The following is a 23,952-nucleotide window of genomic DNA, read 5'->3' on the forward strand; positions in this document are numbered from 1 at the left end:
AGGCTGGCTTTTTTTACGCCGGATTGCGGATCACGCGGTTTCGGCGGTTTCTTGCTCGGTTGCGGTCACGGCGCCGGCATTGATGTGGCGGTTGACGGCGCTCAGCACGGCCTGGAACGAAGCCGTCACGATGTCGCGGTCGATACCCACGCCGAAGCCCGTGCTGGATTCGCCGACGCGCAGTTCGACATACGAAGCGGCGCGCGTGTCGGTGCCGGTGCCGATGGCGTGCTCGTGGTAGTCCATGATGCGAACGGGCACGTCCAGCGCGGCCACGAAGGCCGAGATGGCGCCGTCGCCCTTGCCCGTCACGATGCGGCGTTCGCCGTTGTATTCCAATTCGGCCTCGATGCTGAAATGCTGGCCTTCGCCGGCCGACGGATTGCCGTCGATGCGGTGGCGCACCAGCTTCCACGGCGACTTCTGCTCGAGGTACTCGCGGTTGAAGATCGTGTGCACGTCGTCGGCCGTGACTTCGCGGCCGGTCTCGTCGGTGACGCGCTGGATGGCGCGGCTGAATTCGATCTGCAGGCGGCGCGGCAACACCAGGCCGTGTTCCTGTTCGAGCAGGTAGGACACGCCGCCCTTGCCCGATTGGCTGTTCACGCGGATGACGGCGTCGTAGCTGCGGCCGAGGTCGGCCGGGTCGATCGGCAAGTAAGGCACTTCCCAGACGGCGTCGGCCTGCTGCTGGGCAAAGCCCTTCTTGATGGCGTCCTGGTGCGAGCCCGAGAACGCGGTGAAGACCAGGTCGCCCGCGTACGGGTGGCGCGGGTGGACCGGCAACTGGTTGCAGTACTCGGCGCAGCGGCGCACTTCGTCGATGTCCGAGAAGTCCAGGCCCGGATGCACGCCCTGCGTGTAAAGGTTCAACGCGAGCGTGACGAGGTCGACGTTGCCGGTGCGCTCGCCGCTGCCGAAGAGGCAGCCTTCGATGCGGTCGGCGCCGGCCATCACGGCGAATTCGGCCGCGGCCACGGCGGTGCCGCGGTCATTGTGCGGGTGCACGCTGAGCACGATGCTGTCGCGGCGCGCCAGGTTCTTGTGCATCCATTCGATCTGGTCGGCGTACAGATTGGGGCTGGTGGCCTCGATGGTGGCGGGCAGGTTCAGCACCATCTTGCACTCGGGCGTGGGCTGCCATACGTCGGCCACGGCGTTGGAGACTTCCAATGCGAACTCGGGTTCGGTCGTGCTGAAGACTTCGGGCGAGTACTGGTAACGCCATTGCGTTTCCGGGTGCTGCGCCATGTACTGCTTCACCAGGCGCGTGCCGGTGGTGGCGATGTTCTTGATCTCGTCCTTGCTCATGTTGAACACGACCTTGCGGAACGCCGGGGCGCAGGCGTTGTACAGGTGGACGATGGCTTGCTTGGCGCCAGCAGCGGATTCCACCGTGCGGCTGATCAGGTCTTCGCGCGACTGGGTCAGCACGATGATGGTGACGTCGTCGGGAATGCGCTTCTCGTCGATGAGCTTGCGCACGAAATCGAAGTCGGTCTGCGAAGCGGACGGGAAGCCTACTTCGATTTCCTTGAAGCCGATCTTCACCAGCTGTTCGAAGAAGCGGAGCTTGCGCTCGACGCTCATCGGCTCGATCAGGGCCTGGTTGCCGTCACGCAGGTCGGTGCTCATCCAGATCGGCGCCTTGGTGATGCGGCGGCTGGGCCAGGTGCGTTCGGAAAAGTCGCGGGTAAAGGGCGCGAAGGGGACGTATTTGGTGGCGGGGTTGGCAAGCATCATTACTACACCTCGATCGGTTTCTTTTGAATCCCGGGAATGCTTCCCTAGGCGGCTACGCGACCGGATTGCGGTCTTGTGCCAGGAGTTGCCGTGATTGACCGGCAGGATTCAGAGATAAAAGGGGGAAATCGCGTGTGGCAAACGTGGTTGCCGAGCTACCACGGGGACACTAGGCCCGGCAACCGATCGGTAGGTATAGCGATAGCGCGTAGGAGGAGAAACGAGCGCGCAGGCCGGCAACCGGAGCGTCGTAGCGTCCGGTGGCAATCGCGAAGGGGGTGCGGTTAGCGGCCATAAGTTGCTAGTCGAACATATTTTCGCCAGAAGTGCAACTGAATACTCTTTTGTGATGGGGTGGAATACGGGCGCGTGACAACGCATTTTGCTGAAGAATATTCAGCCAAACGGGTTGGATGGGGCTGAGGGGCGCGCTATGTGGCTGGCCAAGCGTACGGCCGAAACAAAAACAGGCCGCCTGTCGGCGGCCTGCTATGGCATTGGAGGGAAGGAAGGACGGGCTTACCGGGCCGGGCCGATACGCGGCTCCACGTAGCGTTCGCTGCGCGCTTCGCGGCGGACTTCGTCGCGTGGATCGCGCGGCTGGCGGTCGGACGACTCCAGAATGCGGGCCTGTTCCGCGACCATGGCGATCTTGCCGGCGCGATTGTGGCGAATTTCAGACAGGGAGCGGCGCAGATCGCCCACCGTGAAGGGCTCCTGGCGATCGCCCCAGGTCCAGCGCAGTACGCCCAGGGTCTCGTCGGACAGGTTGGGCGCCAGGTCGGCCAGCACGCTGGTTTCGACCGGCGTGGCGCTGCCGGAAGCCAGGCTGGCGGACAGCCAGGCGCGCATGGTGAAGAACACGATCAGGGTCCAGATGCCGGCCACCACCCACCAGATGTAGGGGTTGACCTTCTGCACCATGTCCATGGTCGGCTGCCCCAGGGAGTGCAGGAACTCGTAGTTCACGGTGCGGCCGAAATTCAGTATCCAGTTGGCGGCCAGATACCAGATGACCACAGCGACGGCGATGACGATCGCACGCAGTATGAGTCGGGGAAGCGCCAGTTTGAGCAGGGTCTGGCCTATGAGGCGGCAGTCCTGGCGGACGCTTGCGGGCGAAGTCAGATTCATCATGCAAAATATTGTACCTATGACCCGTCCAATTTTAGAACTGCGACCAGGTCAGCATTTGACGCTGACGCCACAACTACAGCAATCGATCCGATTGTTGCAGCTGTCCACGCTCGACCTCGAAGCCGAGATTTCGCAGGTGCTGGCGGAGAACCCGCTGCTGGAGCGGCAGGACGAAGCGCCGTCGGCCGAGGCGCCGGCCGAGTCCGACCGCGAATCCTCGGTGCAGGATGACGAGCCCGCCGCCGAACGCGAGACGCCGGTGGACGAAATGCCGGGCTCGGGCGGGGTCTACCCCGACGAAGATTCCAGCCGCCCCGAGGCCGCCCGGCCGGATACGCTGCGCGAACATCTGCTGGGCCAACTGATGCTGACGCGCGCCGCGCCGCGCGACGCTGCGCTGGCCGGCCTCCTGATCGACGAACTGGACGAAAACGGCTACCTGGGATCGCCGCTGGAGGAAATCCTGGACTGGTTGCCGCCCGAACTGGAACCGGACATCGACGAGCTGAAGGCGGCCCTGTCGCTGTTGCAGTCGTTCGATCCGCCCGGCATAGGCGCGCGCGACATGGCGGAATGCCTGTTGTTGCAGCTACGCAACCCGGATCTGGATCGGCTGCCCGAAGCGGCGGACGCCGCGGTCCTGGCTTGTGCCCGCCAGATCTGCGCGCAGCACCTCGCGCTGCTGGCGACGGGCAACGCCGCGCGCCTGTGCGCGGCCGTGGGCTGCGATGAGGCCACGTTCCGCTCGGCCCACGCCCTCATCCTGCGCCTGGAGCCCCGCCCCGGGCGTGCCTGGACCGTGCCCGCGGCCGACTACGCGGTGCCGGACGTCATCGTGCGCAAGACGCGCGGCGGCTGGCAGGTCACCCTCAACAGCGCCGCCGTGCCCAAGCTGCAGATCAACGGGCTGTACGCCCAGATGCTGGGCAACCAGAAGGAATCCGCGCATGCGGGGCTGCAATCGCAGCTGCAGCAGGCCCGTTGGATGATCCGCAACGTGGAGCAGCGCTTCGACACCATCCTGCGCGTGGCCCAAGCCATCGTGCAGCACCAGACGGCCTTCTTCAGCCAGGGGCCGGCCGCCATGCGGCCTCTCATCCTGAAGGACATCGCCGGTGAGCTCGGTTTGCACGAATCCACCATTTCACGGGCCACAACACAGAAGTACATGCTCACTCCGTTTGGCACGCTGGAGCTCAAGCGCTTCTTTGGTACGGGGGTTTCGACGGATGGCGGGGATGCCACCTCGGCCACGGCGGTGCAGACCTTCATCCGCCAGATGGTGGCCGAAGAGAACCGGGCCAAGCCTTTGTCCGACAGCCAGATCATGCAAAAGCTGGCTGATCAGGGGATAGTCATCGCCCGAAGGACGGTGGCAAAGTACCGGGAAGCGCTGCGGATCGCCCCGGCGGCGTTGCGCAAGGCGCAGGCGGCAGCCCGCTGAGCGGGTTCTTGAAATGAGGGACGGGGTTGGGAAAATTCGTCCCTAATTTCAAAGACTTGCGTGACACTTTGGTTGCAAATTTATTTGCACGCGGGGCTTGTCAGTAGCAGAATAATTTTCGATAATTATTCTCATGTACATTTGCGTATGTAATGCCATCACCGAACGCCAAGTCCGCGCCAGCGTGGACGCGGGCGCGACGACGCTTTCCGACCTGCAATTCGAGCTGGGCGTGGCTACGTGCTGCGGCTGCTGCGCGGCTACCGCCACCGAATACCTGCCAGGCGGCCGCTGCTCCAGCGTGTGCGACGTGCGTTCCATTGCCGTTCCGGTCAATCCTCCGGCCGCTTTGGTCGAGTCGGGCGCGCCTGCTGCCAACAGCAGCTTCCCGATTCCCCTGGTCGCGATCGCCTGAGGATAGTCGTTTCTTTCCGGCTCGCTGCCGTCACGCAGCGGGCCGCGTCGCTTCTTTCTCGCAGAATTCCCGGATAGCCATTGCCAGCTGACGCGCAGGCTCGCGCACCGTGTCGGCCAGGCATAGCGCCAGTTCGGTCGAGGGCACCGCAGGCAGGCCCGCATCGATGATCCGATGGTCCGGCAAGAGGCAGCGCCGCTCCAGCAGCGCCACCCCCAACCCCCCAGTCAATGCCGCTTGCAAGCCCATCAGGTTCGGGCTTTCGTAGGCGATGCGCCAGTGCCGGCCCGCAGCTTCCAGGGCATGGATGGCGCGGTTGCGGTAGATGCAGCCCTGCGGAAACGCGACCAGCGGTACCGGCTCGGTTGCCGGGACGTCCAGCCCCGGGGCGCCGATCCAATGCAATTGTTCGGGCCAGGCGGCCAACGCGGCGCCCGCGCCGGGCTCGCGCTTGAGCAGCGCCACGTCCAGGTCGCCGCGTTCCAGTGCGCGGGTGAGCGCCGAGGTCAGGTCGCAGCGGACCGATAGCCGCACGCCCGGACGGGACCGCGCAAATTCCGATACCAGGATGGTCAGTGTGTCGGCCGCAAAGTCGTCCGGGATACCCAGCCGGATCACGTCCACGCGCTTGCGTCCGCTGACGGCTTCCCGGACCTCAGTGGACAGGGCCAGCATCCGCCGCGCGTAACCCAGAAGCCGTTCGCCGTCCTCGGTCAGCGAGACCTGGCGGCCTTCGCGCACGAACAGTGCGCATTCCAAGGATTCCTCCAGCTTGCGGATCTGCTGGCTGACGGTGGATTGGCTGCGGTGCACGCGTTCGCCCGCCGCCGTGAAGCCGCCGGCATCCACGACGGACACGAAACTGTGCAAAAGATCGAGGTCTGGCATCGGCCGCTCCATGCATTCATTTTTTAAATACTTTCGATCCGAATAAAGAGTTTGTCAATGGATGGGCGGCCGCGCAGAATTCGTCCATCCGCCGCCACCGCGGCTCAGCGCCACCTTCCGGACTCATCATGAAGGCCTCCTCGACCCTTTCTGCCGCCGCCCTTCCCGCTCAAGCCTCGCCGGGCATCAGTTGGGCGCCCATCGCAGCGTTTTGCTTTCTGTGGAGCTCGGCGTTCGCCGCGGCCAAGATCGCCGTGCGGGACTGTCCGCCGCTGACCTTGCTGACCATCCGCTTCCTGATCGCGGGAGCGTTGATGCTGGGCCTGGCGGCAGCGAGCGGCCGTTGGAAGATGCCGGGCGCGCGTGACCTGGCTGCGCTGATCCTGTTGGGGGCGCTGAACAACGCGCTGTACCTGGGCCTGAGCTGGTCGGGCATGACGACGGTGTCGTCGGCGTTCACTGCGGTGCTGATCAGCACCAACCCGCTGCTTATCGGCGTGCTGGCCGGTCCGGTGCTGGGCGAGCGGCTGGGTTGGCGCAAGCTGCTGGGCCTGTGCCTGGGATTGGCGGGCGTGGCCTTGGTGCTGCGTTCGCGCTTGTCGGGCATGCAGGAGGACCTGCATGGCACGCTGCTGGTCACGGGCGGCCTGGTGGCGTTGGTGGCGGGCACGCTGCTCTACAAGCGTTTGAAGCCGTCCTCGGGCCTGTGGACGTCCACGGGCATACAGTCCCTGGCCGGCGCCGCAGCCTTGCTGCCCTTCGCGTTGATGCACGAGAACATCGGCGACGCGCGCATGACCGCCAGCCTGTTCTGGAGCATGGCCTACATGATCGTCGCGGTGTCGATGGGCGGCTACTACCTGTGGTTCATGATCCTGGGCCGCGCCAGCGCCACTGCGGCGAGCGCGCTGCATTTCCTGATGCCGCCGCTGGGCCTGCTGTTCGGGTGGCTGGTGCTGGGTGAGCACGTGTCGTGGCTGGATTTGATGGGCATCGTTCCGATCGCATTGGGCATCTGGTTGGCGACGCGGCGCGCCGAGTAACGCGCCGCCGCAGCCGGGGTTGCCGATCCGCAACGAAACGCCGCCGGCCGCAAGCTGGCGCGTTTCGTGCAGGCAGATGGCATATCGACGCATGCGGTTGTGCCGATCGGACGACGGATTCCGCCGCATCGCGCAGCGTCAGGCCGCGCAGGCATTGATGCGCGTATGCAAGGCATCAGGCACGCATACTCATTCTCATTAGCTTGTCGCTTTCTTGTAGCGGTCCTAAAGCGGTTTACCAAATACAGCGCAAGGCTAGGCGCGGCCCCGCGCCAGATGGTAGTCTGCCGGGGTTGCGTACGCGCGGCATCGTGCGCTCCTTTGTCGCGATGCATCTGCGTCGCGCCTGACTGCAAGGAGTCCATCATGAAAGGCGACAAAACCGTCATCCAGTTCCTGAACAAGCAACTGACCAACGAACTGACGGCCATCAACCAGTATTTCCTGCATGCCCGCATGCTGAACCATTGGGGCTTCGACAAGCTGGGCAAGCACGAGTACGAAGAGTCCATCGGCGAAATGAAGCATGCGGATCGCTTGATCGCGCGCATCTTCATGCTGGACGGCCTGCCCAACCTGCAGGACCTGCACAAGCTGCTGATCGGCGAGGACGTGCCGGAATTGTTGGCCTGTGACCTGAAGCTGGAGCAAGGCGCGCAGGCGACCGTGAAGGAAGCGATCGCGCATTGCGAATCGGTCCGCGACTATGTCTCGCGCGATCTGTTCCAGGACATCCTGGACGACACCGAAGAGCACATCGACTATCTGGAAACGCAGATCGACCTGATCGACAAGGTCGGCATCCAGAACTATCTGCAAAGCCAGATGTCCGTGCCGGAGTAATGTTCCGGTCATAAAAATGGAGCCCCGTGGGGCTCCATTTTTTTTGTCGGTGCCACGCGGCGCATGCCGCGCGCCGATACGTCAATTCGGGCGAGCCGGGCACTCGGCCATGGTGCCCCAGGCGCGGTTGGGCCCGCAGTACTTGTTGCGCGCGGCCCAGGAGCACGAGGGGCGCTCGAAGAAGCCTTGCGTGGCGCAATGCGCGAGTTCGCGCTTGAGCGCGTCCTGCCAGCCCAGGGCGCCGGGCGCCTGAGCGGTGTTCGGGGGCGGCGGGGGCGCCTGGACCATTTGCGGCGTGCCGTAGCCACCGGCCTGGACCTGGCCGCCATTGATGGCGGTGGACGTGCCGGGAGCCTGCAGATCCAGTGTGCTGACGTCAGACGCGCCCGAGGGCAGCGGCACTTGCGAAGCCGCCGCGATTTCGCGGGCCTGATCCGGACTGATGCGTTCGCGCGAGATCTTCACCGCGGGATCGCTGACGCTGTCGAACAGGGACACGGTGTTGACCTGCCACTCGCGGTCGGACGGCTTGTCGGGCACGCCCAAGGTGCCGTCGATGCGCGGCTGCGGAGGCTGGGCCACGTAAGGACGGCCGTTGGCATCCAGCACGGGCTGCTGGGATGCCGCGGCATCCTGGCCAGGAGCGGGCGCGGCCACCGGCGCATGCGCCACCAGCCAATCACCCAGTTGAATACCGCCCCAGGCCGACGCGCCAAGCGCGATCAGGAGCGTTGCGAATAAGAAACGCCAAGACATTGCTACCCTCATCTGCCGTGCGGGACCCCAACGGGTCTACGCTTTGTCTCCGAAAACCTTGCCGCCGTGCTCCCGCATGGCATGGAATTTCACATCGGGATACAGTTCCTCGGCCACGCGCAACTGCGCGGGAGAACCGATCAAAAACGCCGCCGCATCCACAACATCATAGGCGATATGGGCGGCATTGGCATCCATGAACTTGCGCAGCGCCTTGGGGTTTTCAGACGTAATCCAACGTGCCATTGTGTAGCGGGAAGGCAGCATCCGCGCGTCCACGCCGTACTCGGTCTTCAGGCGGTGCGCGACCACTTCGAACTGCAGTTGTCCGACTGCGCCCAGCAGCAGCGAGCCGCCGGCGGCCTCGGGACGGAACACCTGGATGGCCCCTTCCTCGCCCAACTGGGTGAGGCCGGTGCGCAACTGTTTGGTGCGCAGCGGGTCCTTCACTTCCACGGCCTGGAACAGCTCGGGGGCGAAGAACGGCAGACCGGTGAACTGCAGCGTCTCGCCTTCGGTCAGCACGTCGCCCAGTTGCAGCACGCCGTGGTTGGGAATGCCGATCACGTCGCCGGCATAGGCCTCGTCCAGCAGCTCGCGCCGCTGCGACAGGAAGGACACCACGTTGTTGGGGCGCATTTCCTTGTTGGTGCGCGCGACTTTCAGGCGCATGCCGCGCTCGAAGCGGCCGGAGCTCACGCGCACGAACGCGACGCGGTCGCGGTGGGCGGGATCCATGTTGGCCTGCACCTTGAACACCACGCCGGTGAACTTGGGTTCCACGGGCTGCACCAGGCGCTGCATGGACTCGCGCGGGCCCGGGGGCGGCGCCTGTTCGACCAGCGCGTCCAGCACTTCCTGCACGCCGAAGTTGTTGATGGCGGAGCCGAAGAACACGGGCGTCTGCTTGCCGGCCAGGAACTGCTCGCGGTCGAAGGCGGGCGCGGCTTCGTTGATGAGTTCGATCTCGCCGCTGGCCTGCTCGAACGCCGAGCCGAAGCGCCGGGCGATTTCGGGATTGCTCAGGCCTTCAATGAAGTCGTCCTTGTCCGAGCGGCGCTCCTGGCCAGGACGGAACACGCGCATGCGGTCCTGGCGGATGTCGAACACGCCGCCGAAAGCCTTGCCCATGCCGACCGGCCAGGAGAACGGCACCGCGTCCATACCCAGGTGGCCTTCGATCTCGGACAGCAGTTCCAAAGGTTCGCGCACTTCGCGGTCCATCTTGTTGATGAACGTGATGATGGGCGTGTTGCGCGCGCGGCAGACCTGCAAGAGGCGGATAGTTTGCGGTTCCACGCCGTTGGCGGCGTCGATCACCATGAGCGCGGCGTCCACCGCCGTCAGCACCCGGTACGTGTCTTCGGAGAAGTCCGCGTGGCCCGGGGTGTCGAGCAGGTTGATGACGCAATCGCGGTATTCCATCTGCATCACCGAGGACGCCACGGAAATGCCGCGCTGCTTTTCGATTTCCATCCAGTCGGACGAGGCATGGCGCGAAGCCTTGCGCGCCTTGACGCTGCCGGCGATCTGGATCGCGCCTGCGAACAGCAACAGCTTTTCGGTCAGTGTCGTCTTGCCCGCGTCGGGGTGGGAAATGATGGCGAACGTACGGCGCCGCGCTACTTCGTGAGGGATGTTCATGATCGGAAGGATTTTACTTGGCGCCGCTTTTGGGCCCGGCGCGGTCCGGTATCGGGCATGAAAACGCGCGGGGCATGCACCGTCGCCGGCGCATGCCCCGCGCATGAGGTTCAGGAATGGCGGCGGAACGAAGCCAGGAACACGCCGGCCAGGATGAAGAGCGAGCCGAAGGTCCGGTTCATCCAGCGGATATGCTTGGCGCTGCGCAGCAGGCGCAGCACGCGCGCCGCCAGCAGCGTGTACACGCCCATGGCCACCAGGTCGGTGAACGCCAGCGTGGCGGCGATGGCCGCGTATTGCTGCGTCAGCGGCAGCGCGGTGTCCACGAACTGCGGCACCACGGCCAGCAGGAACACCGTGCCCTTGGGGTTCATGGTGTTGATCAGGAAACCGCGCAGCACCAGTTCACGGATCGTGGCGCGCTTGGGGTCGCCGGAATCCACCGTGACGGGCGCCGCATCCGTGCGGATCTGGCGCACGCCCAGGTAGATCAGGTAGGCCACGCCCAGGTACTTGACCACGTTGAAGGCCATTTCGGACGTGGCCAGCACCGCGCCCAGGCCCACGGCCACCACCACGAACTGGAACAGGATGCCCATGATCAGGCCGGCCGTGTTCCAGTAGCCGCGCGCAAAGCCGTATTTCAGGCCGGAGGACATCGCCGAGATCGCGCCCGCGCCAGGCGAGAACGAAATGGCCCAGGAGGCCAGGAAGAACGTCAACCAGGTAGATAAGGGCATGGCGCGGGTCCGTGGGGGGCGGTTGCGGTGATATTACTTGCTCAGCAGCGCGGCGCGCGGCGCGCCCGCGGGGCGTCCGGAACCGCCATTGCCTGCGGCGCGGCCGGAGCCTTCCGGACGGCGGTGGTTCTGCTGCGGACGGCCTTCGTTGCGGCCAGCGTGGGCCGGACGGTCGGCGGGCTTGCCGTCGCGCGAGCCATGGTTGGCGCGGCCTTCGCCGCCGGCACGGGCCGGGGCGGGGGCGCGGCCGCCAGCCGCGGCGCGGGACTGGCCCTGGCCTTGGGCCGGCCGCGAGCGGCCGCCGTTGCCATTGCCGTTGCCGCTACGGCCGCCATTGCGGCCGCCGCCGCCGCGCGGGCTGCGGTTGTCTTCGTCGCGTTCCTGGCGGTCGAAAGCCGCGGCGGTCGTGGCCGGCGGCGTCCAGCCTTCCACGGGCTTGCGCTCGATGGTCTTCTTGATCAGGCGCTCGATGTCCTTCAACAGCTTGATTTCGCTGTTGTCGACCAGCGAGACCGCGGCACCGGTGGCGCCGGCGCGGCCGGTGCGGCCAATGCGGTGCACGTAGTCTTCAGGCACGTTGGGCAGTTCGAAGTTCACCACCTGGGGCAGTTGGTCGATGTCCAGGCCACGGGCGGCGATGTCGGTCGCGACCAGCACCGTCACGGTGCTGTCCTTGAAGCCGGCCAGGGCGCGGGTGCGGGCCGATTGGCTCTTGTTGCCGTGGATGGCGGCGGCGGTCAGGCCGTCCTTGACCAGCTTTTCGGCCAGGCGGTTGGCGCCGTGCTTGGTGCGGGTGAACACCAGCACCTGGTGCCAGCCGCTTTCGCGGATGATGTGGCTGATGAGGTCGCGCTTGTGGTGCTGTTCCACCATGTGCACCGTCTGGGTGACCAGTTCGGTGGCGGTGTTGCGCGGGGTGACGGAGACTTCGCCCGGATTGTTCAGCACGCCGCGCGCCAGGGTGCGGATCTCGTCGGAGAAGGTGGCCGAGAACAGCAGGTTCTGACGCTGCTTGGGCAGCAGCGCGAGGACCTTGCGGATGTCGCGGATGAAGCCCATGTCCAGCATGCGGTCGGCTTCGTCCAGCACCAGGATTTCGACGCCGGACAGGTCCACGGTCTTCTGGCCGCAGTGGTCCAGCAGGCGGCCGGGGGTGGCGACCAGGATGTCCAGCGGCTTTCTCAGCGCGGAGATCTGGGGGTTGATATTGACGCCGCCGAACATCACCATGGAGGACAGCGGGGTGTACTTGCCATAGGTCTGCACCGATTCCTCGACCTGCGCGGTCAACTCACGCGTCGGGGTCAGGATCAGGCAACGCGGACGGCCGGGCTTGCGCAGCTCGGGTTTTTTCTGCATCAGCAGGTGCAGGATGGGCAGCGTGAAGCCGGCGGTCTTGCCGGTGCCCGTCTGTGCGGCGGCGAGCAGGTCGCCACCCTTGAGGACCTGGGGAATGGCCTGGGCCTGAATGGGGGTGGGCGCGGTGTAGCCGGTTTCGGCAATGGCGCGCAACAGGGAATCAGCCAGCCCGAGGTCGGCAAAAGGGGAAGAGGTAGTCAAAACAACTCCAGCGGCAGCCCGTCGCTCAAGTTGAGAGACTCCAATCCAGGCGGACGAATAAAGGAGAAAAGGGAAGCGCCCTGATGGGCGAAGCTCGGCAGCGAAGGGCCTAGCGGACGTGCGCAGATTGGCAAAACGCACCGACGGATTGTAGCTGATGTGGCGTTGCAGCACCGCCCGGGCGGGCTAGTTCTGTATCAATAAGCAACACATTGCTGCGCCTTTGCACGAAATAAGTGTTTTCCCTAGGCTGCAATCCCTATAATCCGTCCGCTTTCATCCATTTGAAGAATAAAGGATCGCAATGAAAAAATCGGCAATTGTGGGCGTAGTCGTCGCGCTGGGCGCAGTATGGACCGGCACGGCTTGGTATACGGGCCAGAAGGCCGAGGCTTTCGTCAAGCAATCGATCGAGCAGGCCAACCTTGAACTGAAGAAGGTCGGCGAAAAGTGGGGCGTGACCCCCGTGGTTGAGCTGGTGTCCTTCGACCGTGGCGTGTTCTCGTCCACCGAGCGCTACCGCATCAAGTTCACCGAGGCGCCCGCCGACGGCCAGCCGGTCACGGAGCACGAGCTGCTGTTTGTCGAGCACCTGGACCATGGACCTTTCCCGCTGTCCAACCTGAAGTCGGGTTCCTTCGCGCCCGCCATGGTGGCCAGCCGCTTCCAGCTGGAAGAAACGCCCCTGGTCAAGGAATGGTTCGCCGCCGCCAAGGGCGCGGTGCCGCTGTCCGGCGCCTATAGCGTCAGCTACGCCAAGAACATCAGCGGCAACTTCGACATGGCTCCGGTCGAGTTCGCGAAGGACGCCAACAGCCTGAAGTTCTCGGGCATGAAGGGCGACGTGACCTACGCCACCGGCAGCAAGCACGGCACGGTCGCGCTGAAGGCCGACAGCCTGACGCTGGCGGGCGAATCCGAAGAAAGCGACATCGTCAGCATGGCCATGACCGGCCTGACCTTGACCAGCGACATGACGCCGGCGTCGAACGACATGTATGTCGGCAGCCAGAAGGTCGCGCTCAAGAACTGGACCATCACGTCCAAGGAAAAGCCGCCGGTCCAGCTCAAGGACACCGCGATCACCGTCGACATGACCGAAGCCAACTCGCTCATGGGCGTGAAGATGGCCATGGATTTCGGCATGATCAACGTGCAGGAAAAGGACATGGCCGGCCTGAAGCTGGTGCTGGACGCGCAGAAGCTGGATTCGAAGGCCTTCAAGGCGCTGAACGACGTCTATGAAGCCGCTTCGCGCCGCATGATGCAGAGCAAGGGCGAAGAACAGTCGCCCCAGTTCACGGACGAAGAAAAGCAGGTCATCAAGACCAACGTCGAACTGCTGCTGGCCGGCAACCCGACGCTGGCGGTCTCGCCGCTGGAAGTGCGCACGGCCAACGGTACGTCGACCTTCAACCTGGATCTGGACATGGCCAAGCCGGCCTCGCTGGACGGTGAGTTCGCCGACACGCTGAAGCAGGTGATCCGCAAGCTCAACGCCAAGCTGGTGCTGTCCAAGGGCAACCTGAGCGACCTGATGGCCATCGAACCCCAGGTGCGCGGCGTGCCGGCCGAGCAGGCTCAGCAGACCGCTAAGGGTCAGGCTGAAATGGTTGGCACCATGGCCACCGCCATGGGCATGGCCAAGGTCGAAAACAACAACATCGTGACCTACTTGAACTACGCTGACGGCCAGGTCGACTTCAACGGCAAGAAGATGCCGGTCGAACAGTTCCTGATGATGGTCATGAGCGGCGCGATGGGCGGCGCCCGCTAAGCCGGCCAGTCTCTCGCATCGAGCTATACAAAGGCCGCCGCGCCCTGGGCGCGGCGGCCTTTTTTTATTGCGGGCCGAGGCTGTTGCGTTTCAGCGCGGCAAGGCGCCGGCAGCCACTTCGCCGTTGCGCAGCACCGCGACGTGGAAGCGCTTGTCGGCCGCCTTCATGATGTCCTCGGTGGGATCGCCCTGCACCAGCAGCAGATCGGCCACGTTGCCCTCGGCGATGGCGCCGTGCTGGTCCATGCCCATCAGGTCATGTCCGCGCGAGGTGCCGGCGATCAGCGCGTCCACGGGCGTCATGCCGAACTCGACCATGTAGGCGAGTTCCATGGCGTTCTCGCCGTGCAGGTTGAACGGGGTGCCGGCGTCGGTGCCCAGCGCGATGCGCCCGCCTGCCTTGTAGTACATCTGGAACGACTCGCGGTGGCGCTGCTCCACCGCGCGCGCCTTCTCGACCGCGTAGGCGGGGATGCCGTTGTCGGCGTTGGCGATGATGTTGCGCACCGCGGCGATGGTGGGCACCAGATAGGTCTGGGCGTCCAGCATCTCGCGCAGGCATTCGTCGTCCATGAAGATGCCGTGCTCGATGGAATCGATGCCGGCGCGCACCGCATTCAGGATGCCCAGCGTGCCCTGCGCATGGCTGGCGGTGCTCTTGCGAAAGCGCTTGGCCTCATGCACGCCGGCCTTCATTTCGTCGAAGCTGTAGTGCGCGTCCATGGGGCTGACGCCTGGCGTCATGACACCGCCCGTGGCCATGATCTTCACCAGGTCGCAGCCGGCGTGGACCTGTTCGCGCACCGCCTTGATCACGTCCTCACAGCCGTCGGCCACGCGGCCGATGCGGTTGCCGTGGCCGCCCGTCATGCAGATGATGCGGCCCGAAGCCCTGATCGTGGGGCCGGGGAACACGCCGCGCGCGATGGCGTCGCGCACGCCGAATTCCAGGTAGTCCTTGCCGCCGCAATCGCGCAGCGCGGTGACGCCGCCGCGCAGGCTGGCCTGGGCGTTCTCCAGCGCCGTCAGCGTGATCTGCGCGGGGCCTTGCTTGCTCAGTTGCGCATTGGGATCCGCGCCGCCGGTGTAGACCAGATGGACGTGACAGTCGGCCAGGCTGGGCATCAGCGTCATGCCGTCCGTGCGCACGGTCGCGCCGGCATAGCCGGAAAACTCGCCGGCCGGCGCCACGCGCGCCACGTGCCGGCCGTCGACCAGCACGCCGTGGTTGGGCAGCAGCGTGCCCTTGCCGTCGAAAACCTGGCCGCCTATGAACAGGGTCTGTCGTGTCGCCGTCATGTCTCGCTCCGGGTTGCGCCTGGCGCTACCCCGCCACGTCCAGCCCCTCGCGGGACATGGATTGCAGGCGGGGCATGAGGCCAAGCAGGTGTTGGCTGTAGGGATGCTGCGGACGTTCGAAGAGGTCTTCGGTGTTGGCCACTTCCAGCAGTTCGCCATAGCGCATCACGCCCACGCGGTCGCACATCTGGCGGATCACCGGCAGGTCGTGGCTGATGAACAGCATGGTCAGCCCGAGTTCTTCCTGCAGGTCCTTCAGCAGGTTCAGGATCTGCGCCTGGATGGACACGTCCAATGCCGAGGTCGGTTCGTCGCAGATCAGGAAACGCGGTCGCGTGGCCAATGCGCGCGCGATGCAGATGCGCTGGCGTTGGCCGCCCGAGAACTCGTGCGGAAAGCGCTCGGCGGCGCGATCGGCCAGGCCCACCACGTCCAGCAGGTCGGCCACGATGCGGCGCGTTTCCGCTTCGCTGGCCGCCAGCTTGTGGAAGCGGATCGGCTCGGCCACGATGTCCAGTACCCGCATGCGCGGATTGAGCGAAGAAAACGGATCCTGGAAGATCATCTGGATCTGCCGCCGGAATGGGTTCAGCTGTTTCTCGCCCTTGAGCGCGGTCAGGTCCGTGCCGCCGAAATTGACCGAGCCTTCGCTCGGCGTGTAGAGGCCGGAGATCAGCCGCGCCACCGTGGACTTGCCGGAACCGGACTCGCCCACCAGGCCGAAGACCTCGCCCTCGCCGATGGAGAAATTGACGCGTTTGACGGCGTCCAGCGTGCGCTGGTTGCGCTTGAGCAGGGCGTTCTTCAATACGAAACGCATGCTCAGGTCGTTGACCTGCACCAGCGGGCCGCCGGTGCGCGCGCCGAAGTCGCGGCGCTGGCCCAGCCAGTGCGTGGCCAGGTCCAGCGGCTGCGCCGGCTTCTTTACGTCCTCGATGTAAGTTACCAGCGGGAAGCGCCGCAGCTTGATGTCGGGACGCGGCACGGCCGAGATCAGGCTGCGCGTGTAGGGATGGTCGGGGTCGCCCAGGATCTTGGATGTGGGGCCTTGTTCCACCAGCTTGCCGTGGTACAGCACCGCCACGCGGTCCGTCACGTCCGCGATCACGCCCATGTCGTGCGTGATGATGATCATGCCCACCTGCTCTTCACGGCACAGCTTCTTGAGCAGTTCCAGGATCTGCGCCTGGATCGACACGTCGAGCGCGGTGGTGGGTTCGTCGGCGATGATGACTTCGGGCTCGCAGCACAGCGCCAGCGCGATCACCACGCGTTGCCGCATGCCGCCGGAGAACTGGTGCGGGTATTGCTTGACGCGCAGTTCCGGCTTGTCGATGCCGACCTGCGCCAACAACTGCACCGCGCGCTTCTGCGCTTCGGCGTGCGACAGGTTCAGGTGCACCTGCATGGTTTCGACCAGCTGGCTCTCGACTGTCTGCAGGGGATCCAGCGAGGTCAGCGGATCCTGGAAGATCATGCCGATGCGGCGGCCGCGCACCTTGCGCTGTTGCGCCGGGTTCAGCGTGTCGATGCGTTCGCCGTTCAGCAGCACGGAGCCGCCCGCCAGGCGGCCAGGAGCCTCCAGCAGGCCGATCACGGCGTTGCCGATGGTGGATTTGCCGGCGCCGGATTCGCCCACCACGCCCAGGATTTCGCCTTTCTCCAGGGACAGCGACACGCCGTCCACGGCCACCAGCGTGCCGCGGCGGCTGGGGAATTCGATGCGGATATCTTCGATGTTCAACAGGGCCATGGCGTCCTCAGCGCAGCTTGGGGTTGAGCGCGTCGCGCAGCCAGTCGCCCAGCAGGTTGACCGACAGCACCAGCGCCACCAGCGCGATGCCGGGGAAGATGGAGATCCACCACATGCCCGAGAACAGGTAGCTGTTGCCGATGCGGATCAGCGTACCCAGCGATGGCGCCGTGGGTGGCACGCCCACGCCCAGGAAGGACAGCGTGGCTTCGGTGATGATGGCGATGGCCAGGTGGATGGTGGCGATGACCAGCACCGGTCCCATCACGTTGGGCAGGATGTGGCGGCGCAGGATGGTGAAGGGGCCGATGCCGATGAGGCGCGCCGCCTGCACGTATTCCTTGTTGCGTTCCACCAGCGTGGAGCCGCGCACGGTGCGCGCGTATTGCACCCAGCCGGAGATGCCGATGGCGAAGATCAGCACGTAGAGCGCGAGCTGGTCGTGCATGTCGCGCGGCAGGAGGCCGCGCGCCACGCCGTCGATCAGCAGCGCCACCAGGATGGCGGGAAACGAGAGCTGCACGTCGGCGATGCGCATGATGAAGCTGTCGATGCGGCCGCCGGCGTAGCCGCTGATAAGGCCCAGCGTCACGCCCAGCACCATCGAGAACAGCACCGAGGCGAAGCCCACCAGCAGCGACACGCGCGAGCCATACAGCACCGCCGACAGGATGTCGCGGCCCTGGTCGTCGGTGCCCAGCAGGAAATCGGGACTGCCGCCCTCTTCCCAGGCCGGCGGCGTATTGGCGTCCATGATGCTCAGGGACGCCAGGTCAAAGGGGTTGTGCGGCGCGACCACGGGGGCGAACAGCGCGCCCAGCAGGATGGCCAGCGTGACGATCGCGGCGATGATGGCGCCGGGCGAACGCTTGAAGCTGTGCCAGAGGTCGCTGTCGGCGGCGCGGGCGAAGAAGGGAGCGATGCGAGCAATCATGATGAGTCCTTTACTTGCTCTGCACGCGCAGACGCGGGTCCACGGCGAAGTACAGCAGGTCCACGACCAGGTTGATGACCACGAACATGAAGGCGATCAGTACCAGATAGGCCGCCATGACGGGGATGTCCACCATGCTGATGGCCTGGATGAACAGCAGGCCCATGCCCGGCCACTGGAACACGGTTTCCGTGATGATGGCGAAGGCGATGATGGAGCCGAGCTGCAGGCCCGTGATGGTGATGACGGGCACCATGGTGTTCTTCAGCGCATGGCGGAAATTGATCAGCCGTTCCGGCAGGCCGCGGGCGCGCGCGAACTTGATGAAGTCGGCGCGCAGCACTTCCAGCATCTCGGCGCGCACCAGCCGCATGATCAGGGTCATCTGGAACAGCGCCAGCGTGATGGCCGGCATGATCAGCGCCAGCCAGCCTGATTTGGTCAGAAAGCCGGTGGTCCACCATCCCAGGCTGACCACGTCGCCGCGCCCGAAGCTGGGCAGCCATCGCAGCTGCACGCCGAAGAACAGGATGAGCAGGATGCCGATGAGGAAGGTGGGCAGCGAGATGCCGGCCAGCGAGATCGCCATGAAGGCCTTGGACAGCACGCCGTGGCGCTTGAGCGCGGTGTAGATGCCCATGGGTATGCCCAGGGCCAGCGCCATTACGGCAGATACGAAGGACAGTTCCAGCGTGGCCGGCATGCGCTCTTCGAGCAGTTCGCTGACGGGTCGGCGATGGCGGTACGACATGCCGAAGTCGCCGCGCACGGCGTTGGCCACGAAGTGCGCGTACTGCACCACGAAGGGATCGTCCAGGCCCAGCTGTTCACGCAGTTCCGCGCGTTGTTCAGGGGTGGTGTCCTGGCCCACCATGCTGGCTATCGGGTCGCCCACATAGCGGAACATGGCGAACGCGATCAGCGCCACCGTCAACATCACCAGCACCGACTGGATAAGCCGTTGCGCAATAAAGGAAAGCATTATCGGGAGCCCTCGGATTCAGATGACGCCGGGCCGCGTTTCCCTCGGATAGTGGGAGCCGGGGCTGGGCCGGGCGCGCCCGGGCGGCATGCGCCGCCCGGGGTTCGCGTCGCCGGTTTACGGCAGGACGACGTCGCGCAGGTCGAGCACGTCGTCGGCGCGCTGAATGACCTTGATGTTGTCCTTCACGCCCCAGGACATGGGCTGCTGGTGCAGCGGCAGGTAGCCATAGTCGTTGCGCACGATCTCGAAGGCTTCCTTGATCATGGCGTTGCGCTTGGCCTGGTCGGTTTCGACGCCGATCTTGTCGGTGAGTTCGTCGACCTTCTTGTTGCAATAGCCGCCCAGGTTGAACTGGCCCGCCGCGGTCTTGGCATTGCGGCACGAGGTCAGGTTCAGCAGCGTGTTGTGCGCGTCGGTGGAGCTGGGCGTCCAGCCCAGCATGTACATGCTGGTCTGGTTGCCGGCCTGCAGCAGGATCTTGCCGAAGTACTTCGACTTGGTCTGCGCCAGCAGGTTGATCTTGATGCCCACGCGCGCCAGCATGCCGGCGACGGCCTGGCAGACCTTTTCGTCGTTGACGTAGCGGTCGTTCGGGCAGTCCATGGTGACCGTGAAGCCCTTGGGATAGCCGGCCTCGGCCAGCAGCTTCTTGGCGCGTTCGGGATCCGGCTTGTACGGCGCGCCGAAGGAATCGTCATAGCCGTTGATGGCGGTGGCGATGAGCGAGCCCAGCGGCTTGGCCGCGCCGCGCATGATCTTCTCGTTGATGGCCTTGGTGTCCACGGCCAGCACCACGGCTTCGCGTACCTTCGGATCCTTGAAGGGGTTCTTGCCCTTCACGTCCGAGAACAGCAGCTCGTCGCGGTCCTGGTCCATGCCGATGAAGATGGCGCGCGCTTCGGGCGCGGTCAGCGGCTTGACGCCCTTGGCGTCTTCAAGCCGTTTCCAGTCCTGCACGGGCACCGGCTGCACCAGGTCCATTTCGCCGGAGATCAGCGCGGCCACGCGCGTCGCTTCCTGCGTGATGGGCTGGAAGATGACCTCGTCGACGTTGGTCTTGATGTTCTTGTTCCAGTAGCCGTCGTAGCGCTTGAGCACGGTCTTCACGTCGGGCTGGCGCGAGGCCAGCATGAAGGGGCCGGTGCCGTTGGCGTTGAGGTTGGCGTAGTTGCCCTGGTTGTCGCCCTTGACGTTGGTGGCTTCGGTGGTCTTGTTCTTTTCCGACCACGACTTGCTCATGATGTACAGGAACACCCATTCGCGCGGCAGGATCGGGTTGGGCGTGGGCGTGGTGACTTCGATGGTGTAGTCATCCACCTTCTTGATGTCGGAGGCCTTGGCGCCGTAGCCCTTCATGTCGGAACCCGGGGTCAGGCTGCGCTTCCAGGAGAAGATGACGTCGTCCGCCGTGAACGGTGAACCGTCATGGAATTTCACGCCCTTGCGCAGCTTGAACACCCACTTCGTGGGTTCGGGGTTTTCCCAGCTTTCCGCCAGCAGCGGAGTCAGTTTCAGATTGCCGTCGTAGCCGGCAAGCGTTTCGTAGATGTTGCCCTGGAAGCCCAGCGTGAACGTTTCGTTCAAGGCCATCGGATCCATGGACGTCGCATCGCCTTGGTAGGACCAGTGAAAGGTCTTGGCGGCCGCGCCGGCGCTGAATGCCAGCGATGCGGCGATGGCAGCGGCGAGCGCAGCTTGCTTCAGGTGGGGAAAAGTACGCATAGCCCTCATGCTCCGTGTGGTGCGCGGATAGCGCGACAGAAGTGACAGGGCCCCGGCCCCATGGGGATCCGGGGCATGGCGTTGCTGCTTACGACGAAAAACGGATTGGGGTCTGGCGGGACGCAGCGCGAGCTGCGTGCGCGCCGGTGATGGCGCTGCCGGGTATCACTGCGTAGGACTTCGACTTCACGATAGACCCAACCCCTTGTGATTATCATGACGGGGACGGACCCGCATCGATGTAGGACGAATCTTATAGACGCATTCGTTTAAGCGTCAATCGGTTTGGATTGGGGTTAGTACTTGCTTGCCGGCGGCGTGGAATGGTGCGTTCGGCAAGGCTGGCGGCTGTGGGCTCAGGCGCCGGGCGGCGGCGCGTCGGCAAGGGTTTTCGCCAATTCGCGCACCACGCGCTTGCGGCGGTCGCTGTCTTCGTAGTGCTCGCCCAGGGCCGACCATTCGGGTCGGCTGCGGGCCTCTTTCAGCGCTTCGGGCAAGGGCCCTTTGCGCCAGGCTTCGTCCTCCGGATGGTCTAGTCTCAATGGCTCGCGCGCGGCATGGCCGCGGCGCTCCAGCGCTTCGATCAGTTGTCGCTGCCGCAGGGCCAAAAGACGCAGCACCGCGTCGTCGACGCTGATCTCGCGCCAGCCGCGCAGCTTGCCCGCCACGCGCTTGCCCAGCTTCTCGACGCCTTGCCACAGGCCGCCGGCGGCGGCGCCGATCAGCATGCCGGTGCCCAGGCTCAAGCCCGCGCTGAACAGATCCACCGCCGCGCCGGCCATGGCGCCCGCGGCGGCGCCCATGCCCACCTGCACGCCCATGTCCTTCAAGGCCTGGGGATGGAACAGGTCCATGCCCCAGCGTTCGCCTTGCAAGGGCAGCGCATCATCGGTGAAGTCGGCCGCGCGGAAGTTGTAGAGCGCCAGCAGGGCGTTGACGCAGGTCTGCTCGCGCTGGCGCACCTGATCGCGCAGCTTGCCCGAGGCGGCCGCGAGCGCTGCCTCGTCGCTGGCGCTGGAGACATGCAAGGCCGCTACGTCGATCAGCAGGTCGGCCAGCAGTTCGTAGGCGGCGCCGCGGCGCGCGCGGCGCTGCTCGGCCAGGTTGGCGGACAGCCGGGCCAGTGCCGCAGCGTGGCGGTCCAGCAGCACGCCGAGCTTGGCGTAGAGCTGCTGTTCGCCATCCAGCGGCGGCGCGACGGTGTCGAATTCCACGACCGCGTGCAGGCCCAGCCGGGCCATGGCGGCGCGCCATTCGTCGGCGCGATGCGCGGGCGCGTTGACGAAGTTCAGCACCGGCAGCAGAGGACGGCCGCAAGCGGCCAGGATGGCGAGTTCGTCGCGGTGCTTGCCCAGCACCGGATCGCGCGCGTCGATGACGTACAGCGCGGCGTCGCAGTCCAGCATCTTGGCCAGTACGCGGGCTTCCTGCTCGTAGCGGCCATGCGCCTCGGGCGTGTCGAGGAAGCGGCGGATGCGCGCCGGCCCGTCCAGGCGTTCTTGCGGGCCGTCGAGTGTTTCCAGGTATTCCAACAGCGAGATGCTGTCTTCCATGCCCGGCGTGTCGAACCATTCCAATACGGCGCGCCCTTCCAGCCGCAGGCGCGCGCCTTCGACGTGGCGCGTGGTGCCGGGGCTGTCGGCGACTTCGCCGAAGGTGGTGTCGCGCGTCAGCGTGCGCAGCAGCGAGGTCTTGCCGGTGTTGGTATGGCCGACCAGCGCGATCTTGATGAGATCCTCAGCCATGGCCGGACTCCAGCCACGCAAGCGGAGCCAGGGGCGCTTGCAGCACGGCGTCGGCGGGCAGGCCCAGCGCCAGCAGGCGTTCGCGCCATAGAGAGGCGCGGGTGGCGGGAGCTTCGGCGTCCGCGCGCGGCGTGACCAGCCATACGCGCGTCTGTTCCGCGTGCGCGGCCAGTTCGGCGATCAGCGACAGCGTGCCTCGGTCCGGCGTCTGGCGCGCATCGCAGGCGATCAGCATGCGCGTGGCGGCCTGGCCGGCGAGCGCGTCCAGCACGCGGTTGCGCTCTTCGCGGGTATCCAGGTTGCCGGCCTGCTGGACGCCCGCGGGCATGTCGGCGGGCGGCCAGGCCAGGTCCGGCGGCAGCTCCAGTCCCAGCAGCACGGGCTGGCCGCCCAGGCCCGCGAGCGGCGGCGCGCCGACGCGCGGCTCGTGCAGGGGATCGACGGGGCGGTCTATGCCGGTGGACAGGGCGGGCGGCTCCAGGCGGTCGCGCAGGGCGGAGAAGCCGGGCAGTGAGGGATCGATGCGCAGGCGGCGCAAGGTGCGTAGCGATCCCGCCACGCACAGCACGCCGGCCAGCAGGCGGGGCAGGATGCCGTAGACCACCAGCACGCCGATCAGCCAGAGCGACCACTGCGCCTGCGCCTCGGCGGGCAAGGCCTGTGCGCCATCGCTGGCGCGGATCATGGCCGCATCCGGCATGGGAAAGCCCAGCTGGGCTGGCAGCCAGCCGATCGCCTGCGTCAGGCTCACGAAGGTGTCGGGTGCCAGCAAGGTGGTGGCCCAGATGAAGCGGTAGCTGGCGGTGGACAACACGGCCAGCAGCACCGCCAGCGCTGCGCACAGAGCCGTCAGCCACAGCAGGTGGCTGACGCTGCCGAAGAGCCAGCGCAAGGCGCCCGCGCGGGCCAGCAGGTTGAGGAAAGCCTGGGGCACCAGCGCGCTGTCGGGGCCGCGGGCCAGCTTGCGCGTGGCCCAGAGCCAGAGACGTCCCAGTCCCGTGACAGAGGACGCCCGCAGCAGGAAGCTGGCCAGCCACAGCAGGAAGGTGAGCGCATGCAGGCCCAGCAAGGCGCCCAGCGCCCACAGCACGTTGACCGGCCGGGAGCCGTCTCCCAGCGCGCCCAGCGCGGCGCCGGCCCCGGACATCGCGGCCAGCAGGAACAACGCGGCCAACATGGCGAGCGCGCTACGGCGCCATTTGTCGACCAGGGGAATGAGATTCTCGCGCTGCGCCAGCAACGCGGCGCGGGCGAGGATGCGCGTGGGCAGATCGGCGTCCTGCTGCCGTACGCGGCGCACCGCGGCAGCGTCTTCCAAGGGCCCCCAATGCGCTTCGCGCAGGCGTATCAGCTCCGCCAGCCAGTGCGCGCGCACGGGGCCGGCGCCAAGGGGGTCAGGCGTGGAGGTGGAATCGCGAGAGGTCGTAGACGGCATCGCGTCGGGCGGCGGTACGGTCAGGCCCTGGGGGCGGTGGACCATTGTAGACCGGGCGGGACGGGAAACGGGGCCGCAGCCCCCACGCG

19 protein-coding genes are annotated in these 23,952 nt (G+C 65.8%); 5 read left to right on the forward strand and 14 right to left on the reverse strand.

Annotation, left to right across the window (positions count from 1 at the left end):
• Positions 1-30: 30 nt before the first annotated feature.
• Together leuA and IAG39_RS00605 are read right to left on the reverse strand one after the other, a co-directional pair.
• Positions 31-1,743 carry a 2-isopropylmalate synthase gene (gene leuA / locus IAG39_RS00600; protein ID WP_054455581.1) on the reverse strand — a complete coding sequence of 571 codons (1,713 nt, stop codon included), beginning with the start codon at positions 1,741-1,743 and terminating at the stop codon, positions 31-33.
• Between the two features lie 519 nt (positions 1,744-2,262).
• Positions 2,263-2,880, reverse strand: a complete 618-nt coding sequence (locus tag IAG39_RS00605; RefSeq protein WP_118934763.1) for a hypothetical protein — start codon at positions 2,878-2,880, stop codon at positions 2,263-2,265.
• Between IAG39_RS00605 and rpoN the strand changes: the two genes are divergently transcribed.
• Together rpoN and IAG39_RS00615 are read left to right on the forward strand one after the other, a co-directional pair.
• Positions 2,879-4,324 (forward strand): RNA polymerase factor sigma-54, encoded by a 1,446-nt coding sequence (rpoN, locus tag IAG39_RS00610; protein WP_118934761.1) that lies wholly within the window; start codon positions 2,879-2,881, stop codon positions 4,322-4,324. The genes IAG39_RS00605 and rpoN overlap by 2 nt on opposite strands.
• Before the next feature lie 133 nt (positions 4,325-4,457).
• The gene (locus IAG39_RS00615; RefSeq protein ID WP_054455575.1) at positions 4,458-4,739 is read left to right on the forward strand and encodes a bacterioferritin-associated ferredoxin; all 282 of its coding nucleotides are present in this window, start codon (positions 4,458-4,460) and stop codon (positions 4,737-4,739) included.
• Between the two features lie 30 nt (positions 4,740-4,769).
• On the opposite strand, the gene IAG39_RS00620 is transcribed toward IAG39_RS00615, so the two are convergent.
• Positions 4,770-5,627 (reverse strand): LysR substrate-binding domain-containing protein, encoded by an 858-nt coding sequence (locus tag IAG39_RS00620; protein WP_059376701.1) that lies wholly within the window; start codon positions 5,625-5,627, stop codon positions 4,770-4,772.
• 128 nt (positions 5,628-5,755) lie between these two features.
• On the opposite strand from IAG39_RS00620, the gene IAG39_RS00625 reads away from it, so the two are divergent.
• On the forward strand, positions 5,756-6,670 hold the full coding sequence (locus tag IAG39_RS00625) for a DMT family transporter (RefSeq protein ID WP_118934759.1): 915 nt from the start codon (positions 5,756-5,758) through the stop codon (positions 6,668-6,670).
• Positions 6,671-7,036: 366 nt separating this feature from the next.
• Positions 7,037-7,513, forward strand: a complete 477-nt coding sequence (gene bfr / locus IAG39_RS00630) for a bacterioferritin (protein WP_013390908.1) — start codon at positions 7,037-7,039, stop codon at positions 7,511-7,513.
• A gap of 81 nt (positions 7,514-7,594) precedes the next feature.
• Here bfr and IAG39_RS00635 read toward each other — a convergent pair whose 3' ends face one another.
• The 4 genes from IAG39_RS00635 to IAG39_RS00650 form a co-directional block, all read right to left on the reverse strand.
• Positions 7,595-8,281, reverse strand: a complete 687-nt coding sequence (locus IAG39_RS00635; RefSeq protein ID WP_187524009.1) for a hypothetical protein — start codon at positions 8,279-8,281, stop codon at positions 7,595-7,597.
• 24 nt (positions 8,282-8,305) lie between these two features.
• On the reverse strand, positions 8,306-9,913 hold the full coding sequence (locus tag IAG39_RS00640) for a peptide chain release factor 3 (protein WP_054455568.1): 1,608 nt from the start codon (positions 9,911-9,913) through the stop codon (positions 8,306-8,308).
• Positions 9,914-10,023: 110 nt separating this feature from the next.
• A complete protein-coding gene (locus tag IAG39_RS00645; protein WP_059376713.1) occupies positions 10,024-10,653 on the reverse strand; it encodes a LysE family translocator in 630 nt (209 codons plus the stop codon).
• Between the two features lie 33 nt (positions 10,654-10,686).
• Positions 10,687-12,213: a DEAD/DEAH box helicase gene (locus IAG39_RS00650; protein ID WP_187774072.1), complete on the reverse strand. Its 1,527-nt coding sequence runs from the start codon at positions 12,211-12,213 to the stop codon at positions 10,687-10,689.
• Positions 12,214-12,517: 304 nt separating this feature from the next.
• On the opposite strand from IAG39_RS00650, the gene IAG39_RS00655 reads away from it, so the two are divergent.
• Positions 12,518-13,990 carry a YdgA family protein gene (locus IAG39_RS00655; RefSeq protein ID WP_059376716.1) on the forward strand — a complete coding sequence of 491 codons (1,473 nt, stop codon included), beginning with the start codon at positions 12,518-12,520 and terminating at the stop codon, positions 13,988-13,990.
• A 90-nt stretch (positions 13,991-14,080) separates the two neighbouring features.
• Here the strand turns inward: IAG39_RS00655 and IAG39_RS00660 are convergent, their stop codons facing one another.
• The 7 genes from IAG39_RS00660 to IAG39_RS00690 form a co-directional block, all read right to left on the reverse strand.
• Positions 14,081-15,289 (reverse strand): metal-dependent hydrolase family protein, encoded by a 1,209-nt coding sequence (locus tag IAG39_RS00660; protein WP_059376720.1) that lies wholly within the window; start codon positions 15,287-15,289, stop codon positions 14,081-14,083.
• 25 nt (positions 15,290-15,314) lie between these two features.
• Entirely contained in the window at positions 15,315-17,042 is a 1,728-nt protein-coding gene (locus tag IAG39_RS00665) for an ABC transporter ATP-binding protein (protein WP_118933470.1), read from the reverse strand.
• Positions 17,043-17,049: 7 nt separating this feature from the next.
• Positions 17,050-17,976, reverse strand: coding sequence for an ABC transporter permease (locus IAG39_RS00670; RefSeq protein ID WP_059376724.1), 927 nt, complete (start codon positions 17,974-17,976; stop codon positions 17,050-17,052).
• A gap of 10 nt (positions 17,977-17,986) precedes the next feature.
• Positions 17,987-18,958, reverse strand: a complete 972-nt coding sequence (locus IAG39_RS00675; protein WP_059376727.1) for an ABC transporter permease — start codon at positions 18,956-18,958, stop codon at positions 17,987-17,989.
• Positions 18,959-19,075: 117 nt separating this feature from the next.
• Complete coding sequence (locus tag IAG39_RS00680) at positions 19,076-20,683, reverse strand: ABC transporter substrate-binding protein (protein WP_059376729.1); 1,608 nt, start codon at positions 20,681-20,683, stop codon at positions 19,076-19,078.
• A 356-nt stretch (positions 20,684-21,039) separates the two neighbouring features.
• Positions 21,040-22,428, reverse strand: coding sequence for a GTPase/DUF3482 domain-containing protein (locus tag IAG39_RS00685; protein ID WP_059376731.1), 1,389 nt, complete (start codon positions 22,426-22,428; stop codon positions 21,040-21,042).
• Positions 22,421-23,863 (reverse strand): DUF2868 domain-containing protein, encoded by a 1,443-nt coding sequence (locus IAG39_RS00690; protein ID WP_118933492.1) that lies wholly within the window; start codon positions 23,861-23,863, stop codon positions 22,421-22,423. The genes IAG39_RS00685 and IAG39_RS00690 overlap by 8 nt, the downstream gene beginning before the upstream one ends.
• Positions 23,864-23,952 lie beyond the last annotated feature (89 nt).

Source organism: Achromobacter xylosoxidans (genome assembly GCF_014490035.1).
Classification (GTDB): domain Bacteria; phylum Pseudomonadota; class Gammaproteobacteria; order Burkholderiales; family Burkholderiaceae_B; genus Achromobacter; species Achromobacter bronchisepticus_A.